At 70.8% G+C, this 17922-nt stretch carries 14 protein-coding genes; 11 read left to right on the top strand and 3 right to left on the bottom strand.

Going from position 1 to position 17922, the window contains the following annotated elements; all coding sequences use genetic code 11:
* The first annotated feature begins 15 nt into the window (after positions 1–15).
* From ACFWDI_RS00570 to ACFWDI_RS00595, 6 genes are all read left to right on the top strand, one after another.
* Positions 16–1941, top strand: coding sequence for a biotin carboxylase N-terminal domain-containing protein (locus ACFWDI_RS00570; protein ID WP_385300473.1), 1926 nt, complete (start codon positions 16–18; stop codon positions 1939–1941).
* Positions 1938–3065: an acyl-CoA dehydrogenase family protein gene (locus ACFWDI_RS00575; protein ID WP_385300474.1), complete on the top strand. Its 1128-nt coding sequence runs from the start codon at positions 1938–1940 to the stop codon at positions 3063–3065. Before ACFWDI_RS00570 ends, ACFWDI_RS00575 begins: the two co-directional genes overlap by 4 nt.
* Positions 3066–3106: 41 nt before the next feature.
* A complete protein-coding gene (locus ACFWDI_RS00580) occupies positions 3107–4690 on the top strand; it encodes an AMP-binding protein (RefSeq protein ID WP_385300475.1) in 1584 nt (527 codons plus the stop codon).
* A complete protein-coding gene (locus tag ACFWDI_RS00585; protein ID WP_327324357.1) occupies positions 4687–5421 on the top strand; it encodes an enoyl-CoA hydratase family protein in 735 nt (244 codons plus the stop codon). Before ACFWDI_RS00580 ends, ACFWDI_RS00585 begins: the two co-directional genes overlap by 4 nt.
* A complete protein-coding gene (locus tag ACFWDI_RS00590; protein WP_385300476.1) occupies positions 5409–5987 on the top strand; it encodes a TetR/AcrR family transcriptional regulator in 579 nt (192 codons plus the stop codon). The genes ACFWDI_RS00585 and ACFWDI_RS00590 overlap by 13 nt, the downstream gene beginning before the upstream one ends.
* A gap of 286 nt (positions 5988–6273) precedes the next feature.
* The gene (locus ACFWDI_RS00595; protein WP_385300477.1) at positions 6274–7281 is read left to right on the top strand and encodes an isopenicillin N synthase family dioxygenase; all 1008 of its coding nucleotides are present in this window, start codon (positions 6274–6276) and stop codon (positions 7279–7281) included.
* A 123-nt stretch (positions 7282–7404) separates the two neighbouring features.
* Here ACFWDI_RS00595 and ACFWDI_RS00600 read toward each other — a convergent pair whose 3' ends face one another.
* Positions 7405–8505 (bottom strand): citrate synthase 2, encoded by a 1101-nt coding sequence (locus ACFWDI_RS00600; protein ID WP_385300478.1) that lies wholly within the window; start codon positions 8503–8505, stop codon positions 7405–7407.
* Positions 8506–8882: 377 nt separating this feature from the next.
* On the opposite strand from ACFWDI_RS00600, the gene pdxH reads away from it, so the two are divergent.
* On the top strand, positions 8883–9506 hold the full coding sequence (gene pdxH, locus ACFWDI_RS00605) for a pyridoxamine 5'-phosphate oxidase (RefSeq protein ID WP_385300827.1): 624 nt from the start codon (positions 8883–8885) through the stop codon (positions 9504–9506).
* A 400-nt stretch (positions 9507–9906) separates the two neighbouring features.
* Positions 9907–11307 carry a PAS domain-containing protein gene (locus ACFWDI_RS00610; protein WP_385300479.1) on the top strand — a complete coding sequence of 467 codons (1401 nt, stop codon included), beginning with the start codon at positions 9907–9909 and terminating at the stop codon, positions 11305–11307.
* Between the two features lie 82 nt (positions 11308–11389).
* On the opposite strand, the gene ACFWDI_RS00615 is transcribed toward ACFWDI_RS00610, so the two are convergent.
* Positions 11390–12145, bottom strand: coding sequence for an SIS domain-containing protein (locus ACFWDI_RS00615; RefSeq protein ID WP_385300480.1), 756 nt, complete (start codon positions 12143–12145; stop codon positions 11390–11392).
* Positions 12146–12417: 272 nt separating this feature from the next.
* Here ACFWDI_RS00615 and ACFWDI_RS00620 point away from each other — a divergent pair, with 272 nt between their 5' ends.
* A complete protein-coding gene (locus ACFWDI_RS00620; protein ID WP_362681638.1) occupies positions 12418–13110 on the top strand; it encodes a metal-dependent transcriptional regulator in 693 nt (230 codons plus the stop codon).
* Between the two features lie 613 nt (positions 13111–13723).
* Complete coding sequence (locus ACFWDI_RS00625; RefSeq protein ID WP_385300481.1) at positions 13724–14587, top strand: alpha/beta fold hydrolase; 864 nt, start codon at positions 13724–13726, stop codon at positions 14585–14587.
* 186 nt (positions 14588–14773) lie between these two features.
* On the opposite strand, the gene ACFWDI_RS00630 is transcribed toward ACFWDI_RS00625, so the two are convergent.
* Positions 14774–15238, bottom strand: coding sequence for a subtilase-type protease inhibitor (locus ACFWDI_RS00630; RefSeq protein WP_385300482.1), 465 nt, complete (start codon positions 15236–15238; stop codon positions 14774–14776).
* Between the two features lie 781 nt (positions 15239–16019).
* Here ACFWDI_RS00630 and ACFWDI_RS00635 point away from each other — a divergent pair.
* Positions 16020–17879 carry a hypothetical protein gene (locus ACFWDI_RS00635; RefSeq protein WP_385300483.1) on the top strand — a complete coding sequence of 620 codons (1860 nt, stop codon included), beginning with the start codon at positions 16020–16022 and terminating at the stop codon, positions 17877–17879.
* Positions 17880–17922: the final 43 nt, after the last annotated feature.

The raw sequence follows: 17922 nt of genomic DNA on the forward strand, positions 1-17922 counted from the left end.
GTGAGTGAGGCAGTGATGATCTCTTCTGTTCTTGTCGCCAACCGGGGCGAGATCGCGTGCCGGGTGTTCCGTACGTGCCGGGATCTGGGGATCGCGACGGTCGCGGTGTACTCGGACGCGGACGCGTCGGCGTTGCATGTCCGGGAGGCGGACGCGGCGGTACGGCTGCCGGGCGCCGCGCCCGCGGACACGTATCTGCGCGGCGACCTGATCGTGAAGGCGGCGCTGGCGGCGGGCGCGGACGCGGTGCACCCGGGGTACGGCTTCCTGTCCGAGAACGCGGAGTTCGCACGGGCGGTGGCGGACGCGGGGCTGGTGTGGATCGGCCCGCCGCCTTCCGCCATCGAGGCGATGGCGTCCAAGACGCGGGCGAAGGAGCTGATGGGCGGCGCGCCGCTCGACCCGGCGACGGTCACGGAGGCGGACCTGCCGCTGCTGGTGAAGGCAGCGGCGGGTGGTGGCGGCCGGGGCATGCGCGTCGTCCGCGAACTCGCGGCTCTGGATGGCGAGTTGGAGGCAGCCGCGTCGGAGGCGGCGTCGGCGTTCGGTGACGGCGAGGTGTTCCTGGAGCCGTACATCGAACGCGGCCGCCATGTGGAAGTGCAGGTCCTGGCGGACGCGTACGGCACGGTGTGGGCGCTGGGCACGCGCGACTGCTCGCTCCAGCGCCGGCACCAGAAGGTCATCGAGGAGTCCCCGGCGCCGGGCCTGCCGGCTGCCCTGGTCGCGACGCTGCACGAGTCGGCGGTCGCGGCGGCGCGGGCGGTGGGTTACCGGGGCGCGGGAACGGTGGAGTTCCTTCTCTCGCCACAGGGCCGGTCGCACTTCCTGGAAATGAACACCCGCCTCCAGGTGGAACACCCGGTCACCGAGGCGGTGTTCGGCCTCGACCTGGTGGCGCTGCAGCTGCGCGTGGCGGAAGGCTCGGCGCTGCCCAAGACCCCGCCACCGGCGAACGGCCACGCGGTGGAGGCGCGGCTGTACGCGGAGGACCCGTCGAAGGGGTGGACACCGCAGACGGGGGTGCTGCACGAGCTGGCGGTCCCCGGAGCCGCCCCCGGCCTGCGCGTCGACACCGGATACACCGCCGGTGACTCCATCGGCGTGCACTACGACCCCATGATCGCCAAGGTCATCGCCTGGGCGCCCACCCGTGACGAAGCCGTGCGGCGGCTCGCCCACGCCCTGCGGCGGGCGCGCCTGCACGGGCCCGTCACCAACCGGGAGCTGCTCGTACGCTCCCTGGAGCACCCCGAGTTCACCGGCGCACAGCTCGACACCGGGTTCTACGAGCGCAACCTCGACGCGCTCACCGCGCCCGCCGAAGGAGAGCGCTACGCGGCCGTCGCCGCCGCCCTCGCGGATGCCGTGAGCCGCCCCGGCACAACCGTCACCGCACGGCTCGGCGCCTGGCGGAACCTGCCGTCCCAGGCGCAGCTCAAGGTCTACGGCGACCACGAGGTCCGCTACCGCCCCACCCGCGGCGGGTTCGAACTCGTCGATGATCCCGGCGTCCGCGTCGTCACCGCCGACGCCCGCCGCGTACGGCTGGAGATCGACGGAGTCGTACGGCACTTCGACGTCACCGATCACGGCGACGGGCACGTCCACGTCGACAGCCCCACCGGCGCCCACTCCCTCGCCGTACAACCCCGGTTCGCCGACCCCCAGGACCGGACCCGGCCCGGTTCGCTGCTCGCGCCCATGCCCGGGACCGTCGTCCGGGTCGGCGACGGGCTCGCCGAAGGGAGCCGGGTGAGAGAGGGGCAGCCGCTTGTCTGGCTGGAGGCCATGAAGATGGAGCACCGCATCGTGTCGCCCGCCTCCGGCATCCTCACCGCGCTCCACGCCGTACCCGGCCGTCAGGTCGAGGTCGGTGCTCTGCTCGCCGTCGTCAACGAAGTAGTGGCGCCAGCCACACAGGAGGAGACAGCGTCATGAACATCGAGAGCCAGGAGCACACCGCCCTGCGTGCCGCCGTTGCCGCACTCGGGCAGCGGCACGGCCGGGGATACGTACGCGAAGAGCTGTGGGCCGAGGCCGCCAAGCTCGGCTACCTCGGCGTGAACCTCCCCGAGGAGTACGGCGGCGGAGGCGGTGGGATGCAGGAACTGTCCATTGTTCTCGAGGAGTTGGGAGCCGCCGGCTGTCCGCTGCTCATGATGGTCGTCTCACCCGCCATCTGCGGCACCGTCATCGCCCGCTTCGGCACCGACGAACAGAAGCGCACCTGGCTCCCCGGTCTCTCCGACGGCAGCCTCACCATGGCCTTCGGCATCACCGAGCCCGACGCCGGGTCGAACTCGCACCGGATCACCACCACCGCCCGCAAGACCGACGACGGCTGGATCCTCAACGGCCGCAAGGTCTTCATCTCGGGCGTCGACATCGCCGACGCGACCCTCATCGTGGGCCGTACCGAGGACTCGCGCACGGGCACACTCAAGCCCTGTCTCTTCATCGTGCCCCGGGATGCCCACGGCTTCCAGCGCTCGCAGATCGACATGGAACTCCAGGCCCAGGAGAAGCAGTTCGAGCTCGTACTGGACGAGGTCCACCTCCCAGACAACGCCCTCGTCGGCGACGAGGACGCCGGGCTCCTCCAGCTCTTCGCCGGGCTCAACCCCGAGCGCATCATGACCGCCGCCTTCGGCATCGGCATGGGCCGGTACGCACTCGCCAAAGCCATCGACTACGCGAAGACCCGCCAGGTCTGGAAGCAGCCCATCGGCGGCCACCAGGCCATCGCCCACCCCCTCGCCCAGGCCCACATCGAGCTCGAACTCGCCCGCCTGATGATGCAGAAGGCCGCCGCCCTCTACGACGCCGGCGACGACATCGGCGCCGGCGAGGCAGCCAACATGGCCAAGTACGCCGCCGGCGAAGCCTGCATCAAGGCCGTCGACCAGGCCGTGCACACCCTCGGCGGCAACGGCCTCACCCGCGAGTACGGCCTCGCATCCCTGATCACCGCCGCCCGCGTCGCCCGGATCGCCCCGGTCAGCCGCGAGATGATTCTCAACTACGTATCCCACCAGTCCCTGGGTCTCCCCAAGTCGTACTGAGACGGGGGATTCTGGCCGTCCACAGAGCCGAGGGGGCCGCAATGGTGTTCCACAGCGAGTACGCAGACGTTCCCGCCGTCGCCGAGCCGATCCACGACGTGGTGCTCGGCCGGGCCACCGCCGAGTACGGCGACACGATCGCCCTGGTCGACGGCGTGAACGGCACCACCCTCACGTACGCCCAGCTCGACACGTTCCACCGCCGGATCGCCGCCTCGCTCGCCGACGCGGGGCTGCGCAAGGGCGATGTACTCGCCCTGCACAGCCCCAACACCGTCGCGTACCCCGCCGTCTTCTACGGGGCCACGCGCGCCGGTGCCTCCGTCACCACCGTCCATCCGCTCGCCACGGCGGAGGAGTTCGCCAAACAGCTCCGCGACTCCTCCGCCCGCTGGATCGTCACCGTGTCACCGCTCCTCGAGATCGCCCGCCGGGCCGCCGAACTCGTCGCCGGCATCGAGGAGATCTTCGTCTGCGACCGAGCCGACGGGCATGTGAGCATCCTCGACATGCTCGGCTCGACCGCACCCGAGCCGGACATCACCATCGACCCGTCCGAGGACGTCGCGGCTCTGCCGTACTCCTCCGGCACCACCGGCGTCCCCAAGGGCGTCATGCTCACCCACCGCTCCATCGCGACCAACCTCGCGCAGCTCCACCCGATGATCCCGATGGGCCCCGGCGACCGCATCCTCGCCGTGCTGCCCTTCTTCCACATCTACGGCCTCACCGCCCTGATGAACGCCCCGCTCAGCCACGGCGCCACCGTCGTCGTACTGCCCCGCTTCGAGCTCGACACCTTCCTCGCGGCGATCGAGAACCACCGCATCAACGGTCTGTACGTCGCCCCGCCGATCGTCCTCGCCCTCGCCAAGCACCCGGCCGTCGCGCAGTACGACCTGTCGTCGCTCGAGTACATCGTCAGCGCCGCGGCCCCGCTCGACGCCCAGCTGGCACAGGCCTGCTCGACCCGGCTGGGACTGCCGCCGGTCCTGCAGGCGTACGGCATGACCGAGCTCTCACCCGGCACACACGTGGTGCCGCTGGCCGCGGCCGCCCCGCCGCCCGGGGCCGTGGGACAGCTCCTGCCCAACACCGAGATGCGGATTCTCTCCCTCGCCGACCCCGGCAAGGACGTCGGCGTCGGCGAGGAGGGCGAGGTCGCGATCCGCGGACCGCAGGTGATGAAGGGCTACCTCGGCCGCCCCGACGCCACCGCCGACATGATCGATGCCGACGGCTGGGTACACACCGGCGACATCGGGCGCGTCGACGCCGACGGCTGGCTCTTCGTCGTCGACCGGGTCAAGGAACTCATCAAGTACAAGGGCTTCCAGGTCGCACCCGCCGAGCTGGAGGCGCTGCTGCTCACCCACGAAGGCGTCGCCGACGCGGCGGTGATAGGGGTGTACGACGCGGACGGGAACGAGATCCCGAAGGCGTACGTCGTACGGCAGCGGGCCGCGGAGGACCTCACCGAGGACGACGTCCTCGCCTACGTCGCCGAGCGCGTGGCGCCGTACAAGAAGGTCCGCCGCGTCGAGTTCATCGGCGGCGTGCCGCGCGCCGCCTCGGGAAAGATCCTCAGGCGTGAACTGAGGGACCGGGAGAGGGAGAACACGTGACGCTGGTCGCCACCGCCCACGAGCGCGGCATCACCACCCTGACGCTGGATTCGCCGGAGAACCGCAACGCCCTGTCGGCGCGGCTCGTCGGCGAGCTGGCGCAGGCACTGACCGACTGCGGCAAGGACGAGACCGTACGGGCCGTCGTCCTCACCCACACCGGTTCCACGTTCAGCGCGGGCGCCGATCTGAAGGCCCCGCCCAATCCGTACACCTTCGTCGGTCTGCTGCGGCAGATCGTCACGCTGCCGAAGCCCGTGGTGGCCCGTGTCACCGGCCATGTACGGGCCGGTGGCCTCGGTCTGCTCGGCGCCTGCGACATCGCCGCCGCCACGAGCGCCGCGGACTTCGCCTTCACGGAGGTACGCATCGGGGTCGCGCCCGCCGTGATCTCGCTGCCGCTGCTGCCGCGCCTGGACCCGCGCGCGGCCGAGCGCTACTACCTCACCGGCGAACGCTTCGACGCGGCGGAAGCGGCCCGCATCGGACTGATCACGCTCACCGCCGACGATGTGGACGTCGCGCTCGGCCCCGTGCTGGACGGGCTGCGCCGAGCCTCCCCGCAGGGCCTGGCCGCATCGAAGCAGCTGCTCGCGGCTAGGGTGCTGGAGACCTTCGACCGGGACGCCGAAGACCTGGTCCAGCGCTCGGCCTCGCTCTTCGCGTCGGCGGAAGCACGTGAGGGCATGACCGCCTTCCTCGAACGACGGGACCCCGCATGGGTGTTGTGACACCTCCCAAGCAGGACCGCAGCCGGGCCACCCGGCAGCGGCTGCTCGAGGCCGCGGTGTCCTGTCTCGCCGAGCGCGGCTGGGCGGGCTCGACCGTCTCGGTGGTCGCCGAGCGGGCCGGGGTCTCGCGGGGTGCGGCCCAGCACCACTTCCCGACCAGGGAGGATCTGTTCACGGCGGCGGTGGAGTACGTCGCGGAGGAGCGGTCGCAGGCATTGCGGGAGCTGCCGACACAGGACCGGACGGCCCTCGTCGCGGCCCTCGTCGACCTCTATACGGGGCCGCTGTTCCGGGCCGCCCTGCAGCTGTGGGTCGCCGCGTCCAACGAGGAGCAACTGCGTTCGCGCGTCACGGAGCTGGAGGCGCGCGTCGGCCGCGAGACCCATCGGATCGCGGTCCAGCTGCTGGACGCGGACGAGTCACGGCCCGGCGTACGCGAAACGGTCCAGGGCCTGCTCGACATGGCTCGCGGCCTGGGCCTCGCCAACCTCCTCACGGATGACACCGCGCGCCGTCGGAGAGTCGTGGCCCAGTGGGCGGCACTGTTGGACGAGGCGCTGGGCTGATCCCTCACAGAGGCGGCCCACCGACCATGGCCCGGGGCTGTGACACGGGCCACTGGCGTCCCGGCCCCTCCGCAGTATCCTGGGCCAATGCTTCTGCTTGTACGCCGCCGCCACGTGGACTACGTCCGCGTGACGAGCATGGGCTGTCGACGCTCCGTCTGACCCGGCCCCCCTCTCCACCCCACCCGGTCACCCCGGCTCCGCCCCACCCAGGCGGCCCGCCGGCGGTACGTGCCCCGGCCATCGCCGGGAGCGGCGGCCGGGACACACCTCAGCGGACGTACCCATGTCGTACTTGCAGCTTCCCGTCATCGACCTCTCCGCAGCCGACCGAGGCCCCCAGTCCCGCGCGCTGCTCCACGCGCAGCTCCACAGCGCCGCCCACGACGTCGGCTTCTTCCAGCTCATCGGCCACGGCGTCAGCGAGGCCGAGACCACCGCCCTCACCGGCGCGATGCGGGCCTTCTTCGCCCTCCCGGAGGCGGACCGGCTCGCCGTCTCCAACCTCAACTCGCCCCACTTCCGCGGCTACACCCGCACCGGCGACGAACGCACCGGCGGCAGCCGCGACTGGCGCGACCAGCTCGACATCGGCGCCGAACGCCCCGCGCACATCCCCGCACCCGGCGAGCCCGGCTACTGGTGGCTGGAAGGCCCCAACCAGTGGCCCGCCGCCCTCCCGGCCCTGCGCACCGCCTCACTCGGCTGGATCGACCGGCTCAGCGGCGTCGCGCACAAGCTGCTGCACGAGCTGCTCGCCGCCATCGGCGCGCCCCCGGACTTCTACGACGAGATCTTCGCCGACCGGCCCCATCTGCACCTCAAGCTGGTCCGCTACCCGGGCAGCGCGGGCGACGGCAGCGACCAGGGCGTCGGCGCCCACAAGGACTACGGCTTCCTCACGCTGCTCCACCAGGACGAGATAGGCGGCCTCCAGGTGCAGCGCGGCGACGGGCTCTTCCACGAGGTGCCGCCGATCCCCGGTGCCTTCGTCGTCAACCTCGGCGAGCTCCTCGAAGTCGCCACCAACGGCTATCTGCTGGCCACCAACCACCGTGTGGTCAGCCCGGCCGGGGCCACCGAGCGCTACTCCGTGCCGTTCTTCTACAACCCGCGGCTGGACGCCCGGATCGCCCCGGTGCCCTTCCCGCACGCGGCGGACGCGCCCGGTGTCACCGCCGACCCGGCCAACCCGCTCTTCGCCGAGTACGGCCGCAACGAGCTCAAGGGCTGGCTGCGGGCCCACCCGCAGGTGGCCGCCCGCCACCACCAGGACCTGCTCGTCCCGGCGTGACGACGGCACGCGAACGGCGCCGTACCCCTGCGACCAGGGACTCGGCGCCGTACCGCAGCTTCCTCGGGACGTAGGTCCGGAAGGTCGGTCCGCGAGGTCGGTCCGCGAGGTCGGTCCGCGAGGTCAGTCCGCGATGTCGCCGTAGCCGACGATCTCGCGCGGGTTCCGCGGCCCGGGCCCGATGTACCGCGCGGACGGACGCACCAGCCGGCCCGTGCGCTTCTGCTCCAGGATGTGCGCCGACCAGCCCGCCGTACGGGCACAGGTGAACATCGACGTGAACATATGCGCCGGGACCTCCGCGAAGTCCAGCATGATCGCGGCCCAGAACTCCACGTTCGTCGCCAGGACGCGGTCCGGGCGGCGGTTGTGCAGCTCCTCCAGCGCGGCCCGCTCCAGCGCCTCCGCCACCTCGAAGCGCGGCGCGTCAAGCTCCTTGGCCGTACGGCGCAGCACGCGCGCCCGAGGGTCCTCGGCCCGGTAGACCCGGTGCCCGAATCCCATCAGCCGCTCGCCCTTGTCCAGGGCCCGCTTCACATACGCGGTCGCGTCACCCGTGCGCTCGATCTCCTCGATCATGCCGAGCACACGGGACGGCGCGCCACCGTGCAGCGGCCCCGACATGGCGCCGACCGCACCCGACAGCGCGGCCGCCACATCCGCGCCGGTGGACGCGATGACCCGGGCGGTGAACGTGGAGGCATTCATGCCGTGCTCGGCGGCCGACGTCCAGTACGCGTCGACGGCCTTGACGTGCCGCGGGTCCGGCTCCCCGCGCCAGCGGATCATGAAGCGCTCGACGACGGACTGCGCCTTGTCGATCTCCTTCTGCGGGACCATCGGCAGGCCCTGGCCGCGCGCCGACTGGGCGACGTACGACAGCGCCATCACCGCGGCCCGCGCCAGGTCGTCGCGGGCCGTCGCCTCGTCGATGTCCAGCAGCGGCTTCAGACCCCACACCGGGGCGAGCATCGCCAGCGCCGACTGCACATCGACCCGGATGTCGCCGGAGTGCACCGGGATGGGGAAGGGCTCGGCCGGCGGCAGGCCGGGGTTGAAGGCGCCGTCGACGAGCAGGCCCCACACGTTTCCGAAGGAGACGTGGCCCACCAGATCCTCGATATCGACGCCCCGGTAGCGGAGGGAGCCGCCCTCCTTGTCGGGTTCGGCGATCTCCGTTTCGAACGCGACGACTCCCTCGAGTCCAGGTACGAAGTCGGACATCAGGCGGCTCCTCAGATGCGTACGACGGTGTGGGTCGGTCACCCCGGTGATGCCCCGCGCGGCTGGTGGTCACCCGAACCGTCGGGAAGGCAGGACGATATCCCCTGCTGTATGGAGGCCACAGTGGCCAGACCCAAGATTTTGGCGGGTCCGGCTGATGCGGGGAAGCGTGACATCCGGCACACTGCCCCATTTCGGCCGGGGAGGGTTAGGGGCACTCCGTGCCGGGCAAACTGGCCCACTGCGGCAGGATGGCCCCCGTGACCGACTACGCCGCACCGAACTCGGATCCCGCCGCTCCGAACTCGGATCCCGCTGCCCCGGACCCGGATCCCGCCGCCCCGGCCCCGGATTCCGCTTCGCACGACCCCGCCGTCATGCGGGAGCAGTACCGCTCCACCGCGCTCCTGGAGTCAGATCTGGCGCCCACGCCCATGGACCAGTTCGCCCGCTGGTTCCGGGACGCCGCGTCCGGCGGTCTGCGCGAGCCGAACGCCATGATCGTCTCCACGGCCGCACCCGACGGCCGCCCGTCGTCGCGCACCGTACTGCTGAAGCACTTCGACGGGCGCGGCTTCGTCTTCTACACCAATTACGCCTCCCGCAAAGGCCGCGAGCTCGCCGCCAATCCGTACATCTCGCTGCTCTTCCCCTGGCACGGTCTGGCCCGCCAGGTCATCGTCACCGGCACGGCGTCCCGCATCGGCCGCGACGAGACGGTCGCCTACTTCCGCACCCGCCCGCACGGCTCTCAGCTCGGTGCCTGGGCCAGCGCCCAGTCCTCGGTGATCGCTTCGCGGGAGGAACTGCTGCGCAAGTACGAGGAGCTGGCGGCCCGCTACCCGGAGGGCGAGCAGGTCCCGGCGCCGCCGGAGTGGGGCGGCTACCGGGTCGAGCCGGAGGCGGTGGAGTTCTGGCAGGGCCACGAGAACCGGCTGCACGACCGGCTGCGGTATGTCCGTGCCGGGTCCGCGTGGCAGGTGGAGCGACTGGCACCCTGAGCCGTTCGCGAGGCGGCGGCTCCGACATGCCGGGGGCTGTCCGGGGAACGCAGAAACCCGCGGGCTCTGGTCCCTCCTTGCGGAGGGGCCGGCCGGATGTGCCGGCGAGCCCGCGGGTCGGTGACTGCTAGGTATTTCGGCCGACGGTTCTGTCGGCTGCACACAGAGTGCGACGACGGGCCGTCAGCCCGCAGTCACCTCACGCATCCGAAACGAAATCACTTCCGGATCACCTCCTTTCACCGTGTGACCAACACCTTAGGAAGCGGTCCATGAGGCCACAACCCAATTTCCCGGAGGCAACGATTTTCGGGAACAGAGTGTGCGCTGCGTCACGTTCCAGTTGAATGATCTGAGGTGCAAAAAAGCATGTGTGGATGCGTCCTGCAGGGGGTCCAGGATGAGTGCTTCCAGGAGTGAGACCACCAATGCGCTCGGGCCCGACGAGCCGGAGCGGGGCGGAGTGGGTTCGCCGGAGACCGGGCCGGTGCCGGGGGCGGAGCTGCTTGCCGCCCTGCTCGACGGGATGGACGCCGCGCTCTGTGCCTTCGACGCGGACTGCACGATCACCCACTGGAACCGTGAGGCCGAGCGGATTCTCGGCTGGGCGCCCGAGGAGGCGGTGGGGCGGCGCGGGTTCGCCGGATGGGCGGTGCGGAGCGCCGATGCCGTAGAGGTGCAGGGGCGGCTGATGGCCGCGATGGACGCGCCGGGGCGGACCGTGCATGAGTTCGCGCTGCTGCGCAAGGACGGCGGACGTGTTCTCGTACGGACCCAGTCGGCGCGGGTGCTCGGCGCGGACGGCAAGCCGGCCGGGGTGTACTGCGCGTTCAGCGAGGTGCATGCGCAGATCGATCTGGAGCGGTCGATCGCGTTGAGCGAGGCGCTGTTCGAGGACGCGTCCTGGGGCGTCGTACTGGTCGATGTGGATCTGCGTCCGACCGTCGTCAACGACTACGCGGCGCGGGTGCTGGGCGCCGGACGTACCTCACCGCTCGGGCGGCCGCTCGGGGAGCTGGTCGTCCAGGGGGTGGAGACGCTGGAGGGTGACCTCCACCATGTGCTGGCGGAGGGGGCGCCGCGGGGGCTGGCGGAGTTGTGGGTGACGCTGGGCACGGCCGAGGGTGAGCGGCGGCGGTGCTTGCGCAGTGGGTTCCTGCGGCTGGCCTCGCCGCTCGCGGAAGAGCCTGTTCCGCTCGGGGTGGGGTGGCTGTTCCACGATGTGACCGAGGCAAAGCTGGCCGAGCAGGAGGCGGACCGGCAGCGGTTCCGGTCGAGCCAGCTGCACCGGGCCGGGCGTGCCGCCGCGGAGTGTGAGGACGCGATGGAGGCGGCGACCGCGTATCTGGACTTCGCGCTCGCGGGCTTCGCCGACCATGCCTTGATCGATCTGCTGGAGGCGGACGGTGAGCGGCTGGTGCGCGTCGCGGCAACGCCTTCGGGTGCGCCGGGCCCGTGTGTGCCGGTGGCGGGTGCGGGCATTCCGGTGCGCTACCCGCAGGGCCACCCGGCGCTCCAGGCGGCGGACCGCATCGGCTCGGTCCGGGCGAGCGCGGCCGCGGGTGCGGGTGCGGTGGCGGGCGACTGGGCGGCGGAGCGCCAGTGGCCGCGGGACGCGGTGCACGCGCTGTGCACGGTGCTGCGGAGCCGGGGCCGGACGCTGGGCGTGGTGACGTTTTTGCGCGGGGCGAGCCGCCCGGCGTTCGAACGCCCGGATGCGGTGTACGCGGAGAGCGTGGCGGTTCTGGCGGCGTCTGCGCTGGACCTGGCGCGGTTGGCGGGCGGGCAGGCGGACGCCTGACGCGGGGGCGACGGAGGCCCGCAAGGGCGGCGGGGTCGACGGGCGCCCGCAAGGGCGGCGGGGTTTGACGCTGGGGGCGACCCTAGTGTCGGAAGAAGATCCGGTCCCCGTACTCCGTCATCACGCGACCGTTCCACTCGTGCCCGCCGTCCACGTTGCCCGAGCGCAGCAGCGGCGGCTCGATGCCTCGCTCGACCAGCTGCTCCGCCGCAGCCGCCATCGTCGCCTGCATCAGCGCGCTGGTGACGACAGTCGACGCGGGTGCGAAGGGCGCCTCGATGCCTTCGTGGGTGAGCTCCGCGTCGCCGACCGCGATCTTGGAGTCGAGGACGATGTCGCAGTGGTCCTTGAGGAAGGTGCCGGAGACGTGCCGGGATCTGGTGCCCTCCGCGTACGCCGCCGACGTCACACCGATGACCTTGAGTCCGAGCGCGCGGGCGTTGATGGCCATCTCGACGGGCAGCGCGTTGCGCCCCGAGAGCGAGATGATCACGAGGACGTCGCCGGCCTTGGCGGGGCTGGAGTCGAGGACGGCGCCCGCGAGCCCCTCCACACGCTCGAGGGCCGAACCGAGCGTGGCCGGCATGACGTCGACACCGACGACGCCGGGCACGGCGAGCAGGTTCATCAGGGCGAGACCGCCGGCCCGGTAGACGACGTCCTGCGCGGCGAGCGAGGAGTGCCCGGCGCCGAAAGCGAAGAGGCGGCCGCCCGCGGCGACGGTGTCCGCGATCGCGACCCCGGCGTCGGCGATGTTCGCCGCCTCCTCGTCCCGCGCACGCTGCAGCAGACCGATCGCGGCGTCGAAGAACTGACCGGCCAACTTGCTCTCGCTCATCGCCGAGCCCTTTCCGGGGAGGGGGAACCGCAGCAGCGCACCGCGGCGGGAATACCCGTGCCGCGGATCACGTTGCGGTCTGGACCATTGCCCTGTCAATACGGCTTCGCGTACGAGCGGTCGTACGGGCTCTGGGAACGGACTCGGGGAGAGGTGTCCCGACGGCTTCCCGATGGCTTGCCCCGGCACGGCACGGTTGTCAGTGGGATGCGTCAGAATTGAGTCAGGGCCAGCGCACGACTGTTTTCAAGTCACAGCATCGAGGGGCACGTATGTCCGGACTGATCGACACGACGGAGATGTATCTCCGCACCATCCTCGAGCTCGAAGAGGAAGGTGTGGTGCCCATGCGCGCCCGGATCGCCGAGCGGCTCGACCAGAGCGGTCCGACGGTCAGCCAGACCGTGGCGCGTATGGAGCGCGACGGCCTGGTGACGGTCGCCGGCGACCGCCACCTGGAGCTGACCGGCGAGGGCAGGCGGCTGGCGACGCGCGTGATGCGCAAACACCGGCTGGCCGAGTGTCTGCTCGTCGACGTGATCGGCCTGGAGTGGGAGCAGGTCCACGCGGAGGCGTGTCGCTGGGAGCATGTGATGAGCGAGGCGGTGGAGCGGCGCGTTCTGGAGCTGCTGCGCCACCCGACCGAGTCGCCGTACGGGAACCCGATCCCGGGCCTCGAGGAGCTGGGCGAGAAGGCGGAGGCCGACCCGTTCCTGGACGACGGCATGGTCTCGCTGGCGGACCTGGACCCGGGCGCGGACGGCAAGACCGTGGTCGTACGGCGGATCGGCGAGCCGATCCAGACGGACGCCCAGCTGATGTACACGCTGCGGCGGGCGGGCGTGCAGCCCGGCTCGGTGGTCAGCGTGACGGAGTCCGCAGGCGGAGTGCTCGTGGGCAGCAGCGGCGAGGCGGCGGAGTTGGCGGCCGATGTGGCCTCGCATGTATTCGTGGCCAAGCAGTAGCCGAGCATTGACCGAGGTCTGAGGGGTCCCGAAGCGCTCCTGAGCCGACGCCCGGCGTCTCTCAGGAACTCCTCGGGAACCTCGCGTGGCGGGTTTCCGCCGCCGGATACCGCATTCCGTCCGGAATGGCAGCGCCCGGGCGAATCGCGTGCCACGCTGTGGCTGAGGCATATGACCCCATGGCCGGGGAGGGATCCGGGTGATGCGCCCGCCGTACGTCCAGCGCGCTCAACGCTGCGCCCAGCACGCTCAGCGAGCCCCGCATGCCCTGCACCCGTATGTCCCGCTCGACGCGCACGTCCCGCACGACCTGTATGTCCCGCACGTCCTGTACCTACAGGAGGGCCCCGGCTCCCATGGGAGCCGGGGCCTGTCCTCCCCTGTGCTGACCCGGAGCCCCGAGCTCCCAGGGTCAATCCCGTCGGACCGTCATCCCCGAGCGGCCCGCCTCCCGCAGAAGATCTTCCCTCGGCTGCGGGGGTCAACCCTTGAGCGCGGTCACTCGAACGAGGGGTGTTGCGCGCCAGGACCGTGTTTTCGAATAGAGGTTCGATAGTCTGGCGGAACTGGACCGAGCAGGACCACCGGGGGAGAGAAGGGGGTGCCAGGCCACATGGTGCGGCGCATTGACGTAACCGGAGCCGACGGCGTACGCCTGGCTGCCTGGGAGTTCGCCGACCCTCCCAAAGGGAGGGGCGAGACGGAGCACGCGCCTGGAGTTTTACTGCTCCACGGCTTGATGGGCCGTGCCTCGCAGTGGGCCTCGACGGCCCGCTGGCTGGCTGAGCGGCACCGGGCGATCGCGCTCGACCAGCGAGGTCATGGCCGCAGCGACAAGCCGGCGGAAGGCCCGTTCACCCGCGAGGCGTACGTCGCGGACGCCGAGACCGCCGTCGAACAACTCGGCCTCGCCCCGGTGACCCTGATCGGCCACTCCATGGGCGCGCTCACCGCCTGGCAGCTCGCCGCCAAGCGCCCGGATCTGGTCCAGGCTCTGATCATCTGCGATATGCGCGCCTCCGCACTGGGTGCGGCCTCGCAGCGCGAGTGGGAGGACTGGTTCCGCTCCTGGCCGGTCCCGTTCGCGACACTGGCGGATGTCCGCAAGTGGTTCGGCGAGGACGACCCCTGGGTGGAGCGTCACAACCCTGCCCGAGGCGAGTTCTTCGCAGAGGTGATGTCCGAACGGGCGGACGGCTGGCGCCCGGTCTTCTCCCGCCGCCAGATGCTCACCTCCCGTGAAACATGGGTCCACGACGCCCACTGGGAGGAGTTGGCCCAGGTTCAGTGCCCGACGCTGGTGGTCCGTGGTCTGGACGGCGAACTGGGCCGCGCGGAGGCGCAGGAGATGGTGCGGGTCCTGCCGCGGGGTGAGTACGGGGAAGTGGCCGACGCGGGCCATCTGGTGCACTACGACCAGCCGGAGGGATGGCGGACGGCGATCGAGCCGTTCCTGGATGGTGTGCTGACGCCCTGACGGGAATCGAGGCCCGGCGTGTGCGGGGCCCGGGGGATCGCCCTCGGCCGCGGCGGCAGCGGCTGGGCGATCAGCGAGGTCGGCAACCGGTCGACCGGCTACGTGGTGTGCTCTGCTGCGGGGGTGAGCTGCCGGCCTCGTGGCACGGCGTGAACGTGCGTCAGGGGACCCGTGGTGAGGGGCCGTTCAGAAGGCAAAGACCTTGCCGTCGGCCATGCTTCCTTGCATTTCGCACTCGTTGCCGTACGTGGCCGACCAGCTGACGTGCTTGCCCTGCCACACGCCCTGGGCGCTGATCACGACAGGGCTCCACTGGCGCGTGCACGTCTTGTGCGACGGCTTTTCCGTCAGCACGGCGAACTCGCCGTTGACGGCGCTGAGTTCCGCGCACGCGGCCGCGGGAGCGGGGTGGGTTCCCGCGGGTCGCGGGGCGCAGCTCAGGGTGACGGCGCGCTCGACCGTGGCGGTCGCGGCGTCCTCGCCCCTGCTGAAGCTGAGTACGAGCGCGGACGGCGCGTACAGGCTCTTCGCGTTGGCGGGCTGTGCGGGCTGTGCGGGCCGGGCCTGCGCGACTCCCATGGCCGTGGTGCCGGTCAGGAGAAGAGCAGATGCCGTGGCGACTGCGGCGACTGTGTTGCGGATGTAACGCATGTGTGAAACTCCTTCGATCGGGGGGCGATTGCGGTCGGGAGTCTTGCGCATGCGGACAGTGAGTGCACGTCGTTCGCTCGTTTCCGGCCGTGTACGTTCGTTCGGGGGTGACCGAATGGTCGTTCGGGCAGCTCGGGGCGGGTGCGAGGGTGTGTCCATCATATGGACGATCTTCAGTGGTGCAACAGAAAACTACCGCCTGACCTGCGTCAATACCCGGACTACCCCACCCCGTGCGAGAGCTGCTTCGACTGGAAAACACCCCTCGCTGAGAGGTTTGGCGGCGACGGCGCCGTGCGCTGCAGAGGGCGGAATGTATACAGGCGCTAATCGGAAGGCTTCGCCCCGCGGCGGTGATGAGGGCGCGGAGAGACCCGCTGCGGTGCGCATTGCCGCGGGGGTGCGTCGCTCCCGCGTACGCGGATTCTGCGTGATAAAAAATCCTAAACCGGACAAACCGGAACAGTCTCATGGTGGAACCTGGCCGGGGCGATGACGGGCCGTTGATCCGCATCTACCTTGAGAGATTCCGAATCTCTCAAGGGAGGGATGCATGGAACGCAGGCGGTTATTGCATGCCGGAGCCGGGTTCGCCCTGGCGTCCGTAGCGGGCCAATTGGTTGCCCCGAGCGCTGCGAACGCCGACGCAACCGACACCGCAGGCACGGCCGATAGACCAGACACAGCAGACAGAGCGGATACAGCCAGTGCGGGGGACCACTGCTCGGGTCCTCCCGTCTCCACCTACGGCATCGCGTCGTTCACCGCCGCCATCGTCGGCATGACGAAGCTCGACGATCGCGCCTACGTCGTCGCCCGTGGTCAAAGTCCGCCCATACTCGGCGAGATCGACCTGACGTCGAAGAAACTCACCAGAGCCGTCCGGCTCTCCCGTGGAGAGGGCGGCTGGGCTGCGACCGTCTCGGGCGGGCACGTCTACGCGGGGACCTATCCGTACGCGGACATCTACCGCTTCGATCCGGCCACCGGCGAGGTGAAGCTGATCGGCACGGTGGGCCCGGCGGGCGGCTTCGTCTGGTGCCTCACCACGGCGCCCGACGGCACGGTCTACGCGGGAACGTCCCCGCGCGGCGAAGTCTGGGAGTACAAACCGCAGACCGGCGTCCTGCGCAATCTCGGCGTCGCGGTGCCGGGCGATCTGTATGTGCGCGCGATCGCCGCGGACGAGCGCTTCGTCTACGCGGGGACGCTGCCGCACGGCTACGTCGTCGCCTACGACCGTGTCACCGGCGCGAGGACGAACCTCACCCCGACGCCCTACGGCGGCGCGGCCGCGCTGCTCGCCCGCGGCGGCCGGGTGATCGCGGCGCTCACCAAGTCCGTAGTGGATATGGCGCCCGACGGCAGCGACGTACGGGTGATTCCGACGCCCGGCCCGGAGCGGCTGATCGACGCGATGACGATGACGTCCGACGGCACGCTGTACTGCGTCGGACGCCCGACCGGAACGGTCTATCGGCGGGACGGCGGCACTCTCGTGCCGGTCGCCGCGCCCGCGGGCGGGGACGAGCATCGCGCGTTGCTGCCGCTGTCCGACGGGACACTGCTCGGCGGTGCGGGCAGCGGCCGGCTGTGGTGGCTGGACCTGGCAAGTGGCACGTCGGACATTCTCGAGCTGATCGACATCGGCCTGTCCGGACCGGATCCCGTGCAGTCCATGACGTACGGCAGGCGCGAAACCGTGCACGTCGGCGGGCACTTCTCGATCACGACGCACCGGCCGGCGAACGGCACGTCCCAGCGGATCAGGATCCCGGGCGAGCCGAAGCAACTGCAACTCGTCGGCGACCACGTGTACGCGGCGATGTATCCGAGTACCGAGTTGCTGGAGTACGACCCGGACCGCGGCAAGGTCCGGTCGATGGGCTTCGTCGAGAACGAGCAGCAACGGCCGACGGACATGGCATACGAACAGGGCCAGGATCTGCTGCTGGTGTCGACCGCCCCGGGCGTCGGCCTGCTCAAGGGCGCGCTGACAGTCGTGGACCGGTCGAGACGCAAGCTCAGGGTCTACCCGGATGTCATCGTGGACCAGAGCGTGATGTCGCTCGCGCTGGACGACAGGCCCGGCAGCCGGATCGCGTACCTCGCCGGCGACACCTGGGGCGGCGGCAGCATAACGCCGGCCAGGCCGAGCGCCACGATCGCCGCCTTCGACCTGCGGTACCGCAAGGTGCTGTGGGAGGTCGCGCCGGTGGAGGGATACGCGAGCCTGCAGCACATCGCGGTGCACGACGGTGTGCTGTACGGGGTCTACAAGCGGCTCGCAGGTACCTGGTTCGCCATGGATCTCGAGACCCGCACGGTCCTGCAGACCGGGAAGCTGCCGAGCTACGGCGAGCTCAGCGTCCATCGTGGGCAGGTGTTCGCGTCGGTCTTCGGCGGTTCGGTGTACCGGCTCGGACCAGGGCTCGCGGAGGCTCAGCCCATGCTCGGCGGCCTTGGTGACGGCTGGTACAACCCGCCGCAGCTGGCCTGGGAACGGTCGTCCCGGTACGCCTGGGCCGTCGCCGGCCGCGATCTGGCCAGACTCCGGCTCGACCCGCGGTGCCCGAGTGCGCAAGGACCCGGACTGACCGCGCCGAACGAGTCGATACTGGAGTCCTTGCTGGCGAACTGAGCGCTCAGAGAGCGCCCGTGGGTACGGGACCCGTCAGGCGATT

This window comes from Streptomyces sp. NPDC060064, assembly GCF_042736455.1.
GTDB lineage: Bacteria > Actinomycetota > Actinomycetes > Streptomycetales > Streptomycetaceae > Streptomyces.

Coding starts and splice junctions, on each gene's coding strand:
- ACFWDI_RS00570 (WP_385300473.1), top strand. CDS start 16: ATGATCTCTTCTGTTCTTGTCGCCAACCGGGGCGAGATCGCGTGCCGG.
- ACFWDI_RS00575 (WP_385300474.1), top strand. CDS start 1,938: ATGAACATCGAGAGCCAGGAGCACACCGCCCTGCGTGCCGCCGTTGCC.
- ACFWDI_RS00580 (WP_385300475.1), top strand. CDS start 3,107: ATGGTGTTCCACAGCGAGTACGCAGACGTTCCCGCCGTCGCCGAGCCG.
- ACFWDI_RS00590 (WP_385300476.1), top strand. CDS start 5,409: ATGGGTGTTGTGACACCTCCCAAGCAGGACCGCAGCCGGGCCACCCGG.
- ACFWDI_RS00595 (WP_385300477.1), top strand. CDS start 6,274: ATGTCGTACTTGCAGCTTCCCGTCATCGACCTCTCCGCAGCCGACCGA.
- ACFWDI_RS00600 (WP_385300478.1), bottom strand. CDS start 8,505: ATGTCCGACTTCGTACCTGGACTCGAGGGAGTCGTCGCGTTCGAAACG.
- pdxH (WP_385300827.1), top strand. CDS start 8,883: ATGCGGGAGCAGTACCGCTCCACCGCGCTCCTGGAGTCAGATCTGGCG.
- ACFWDI_RS00610 (WP_385300479.1), top strand. CDS start 9,907: ATGAGTGCTTCCAGGAGTGAGACCACCAATGCGCTCGGGCCCGACGAG.
- ACFWDI_RS00615 (WP_385300480.1), bottom strand. CDS start 12,145: ATGAGCGAGAGCAAGTTGGCCGGTCAGTTCTTCGACGCCGCGATCGGT.
- ACFWDI_RS00620 (WP_362681638.1), top strand. CDS start 12,418: ATGTCCGGACTGATCGACACGACGGAGATGTATCTCCGCACCATCCTC.
- ACFWDI_RS00625 (WP_385300481.1), top strand. CDS start 13,724: ATGGTGCGGCGCATTGACGTAACCGGAGCCGACGGCGTACGCCTGGCT.
- ACFWDI_RS00630 (WP_385300482.1), bottom strand. CDS start 15,238: ATGCGTTACATCCGCAACACAGTCGCCGCAGTCGCCACGGCATCTGCT.
- ACFWDI_RS00635 (WP_385300483.1), top strand. CDS start 16,020: ATGACGAAGCTCGACGATCGCGCCTACGTCGTCGCCCGTGGTCAAAGT.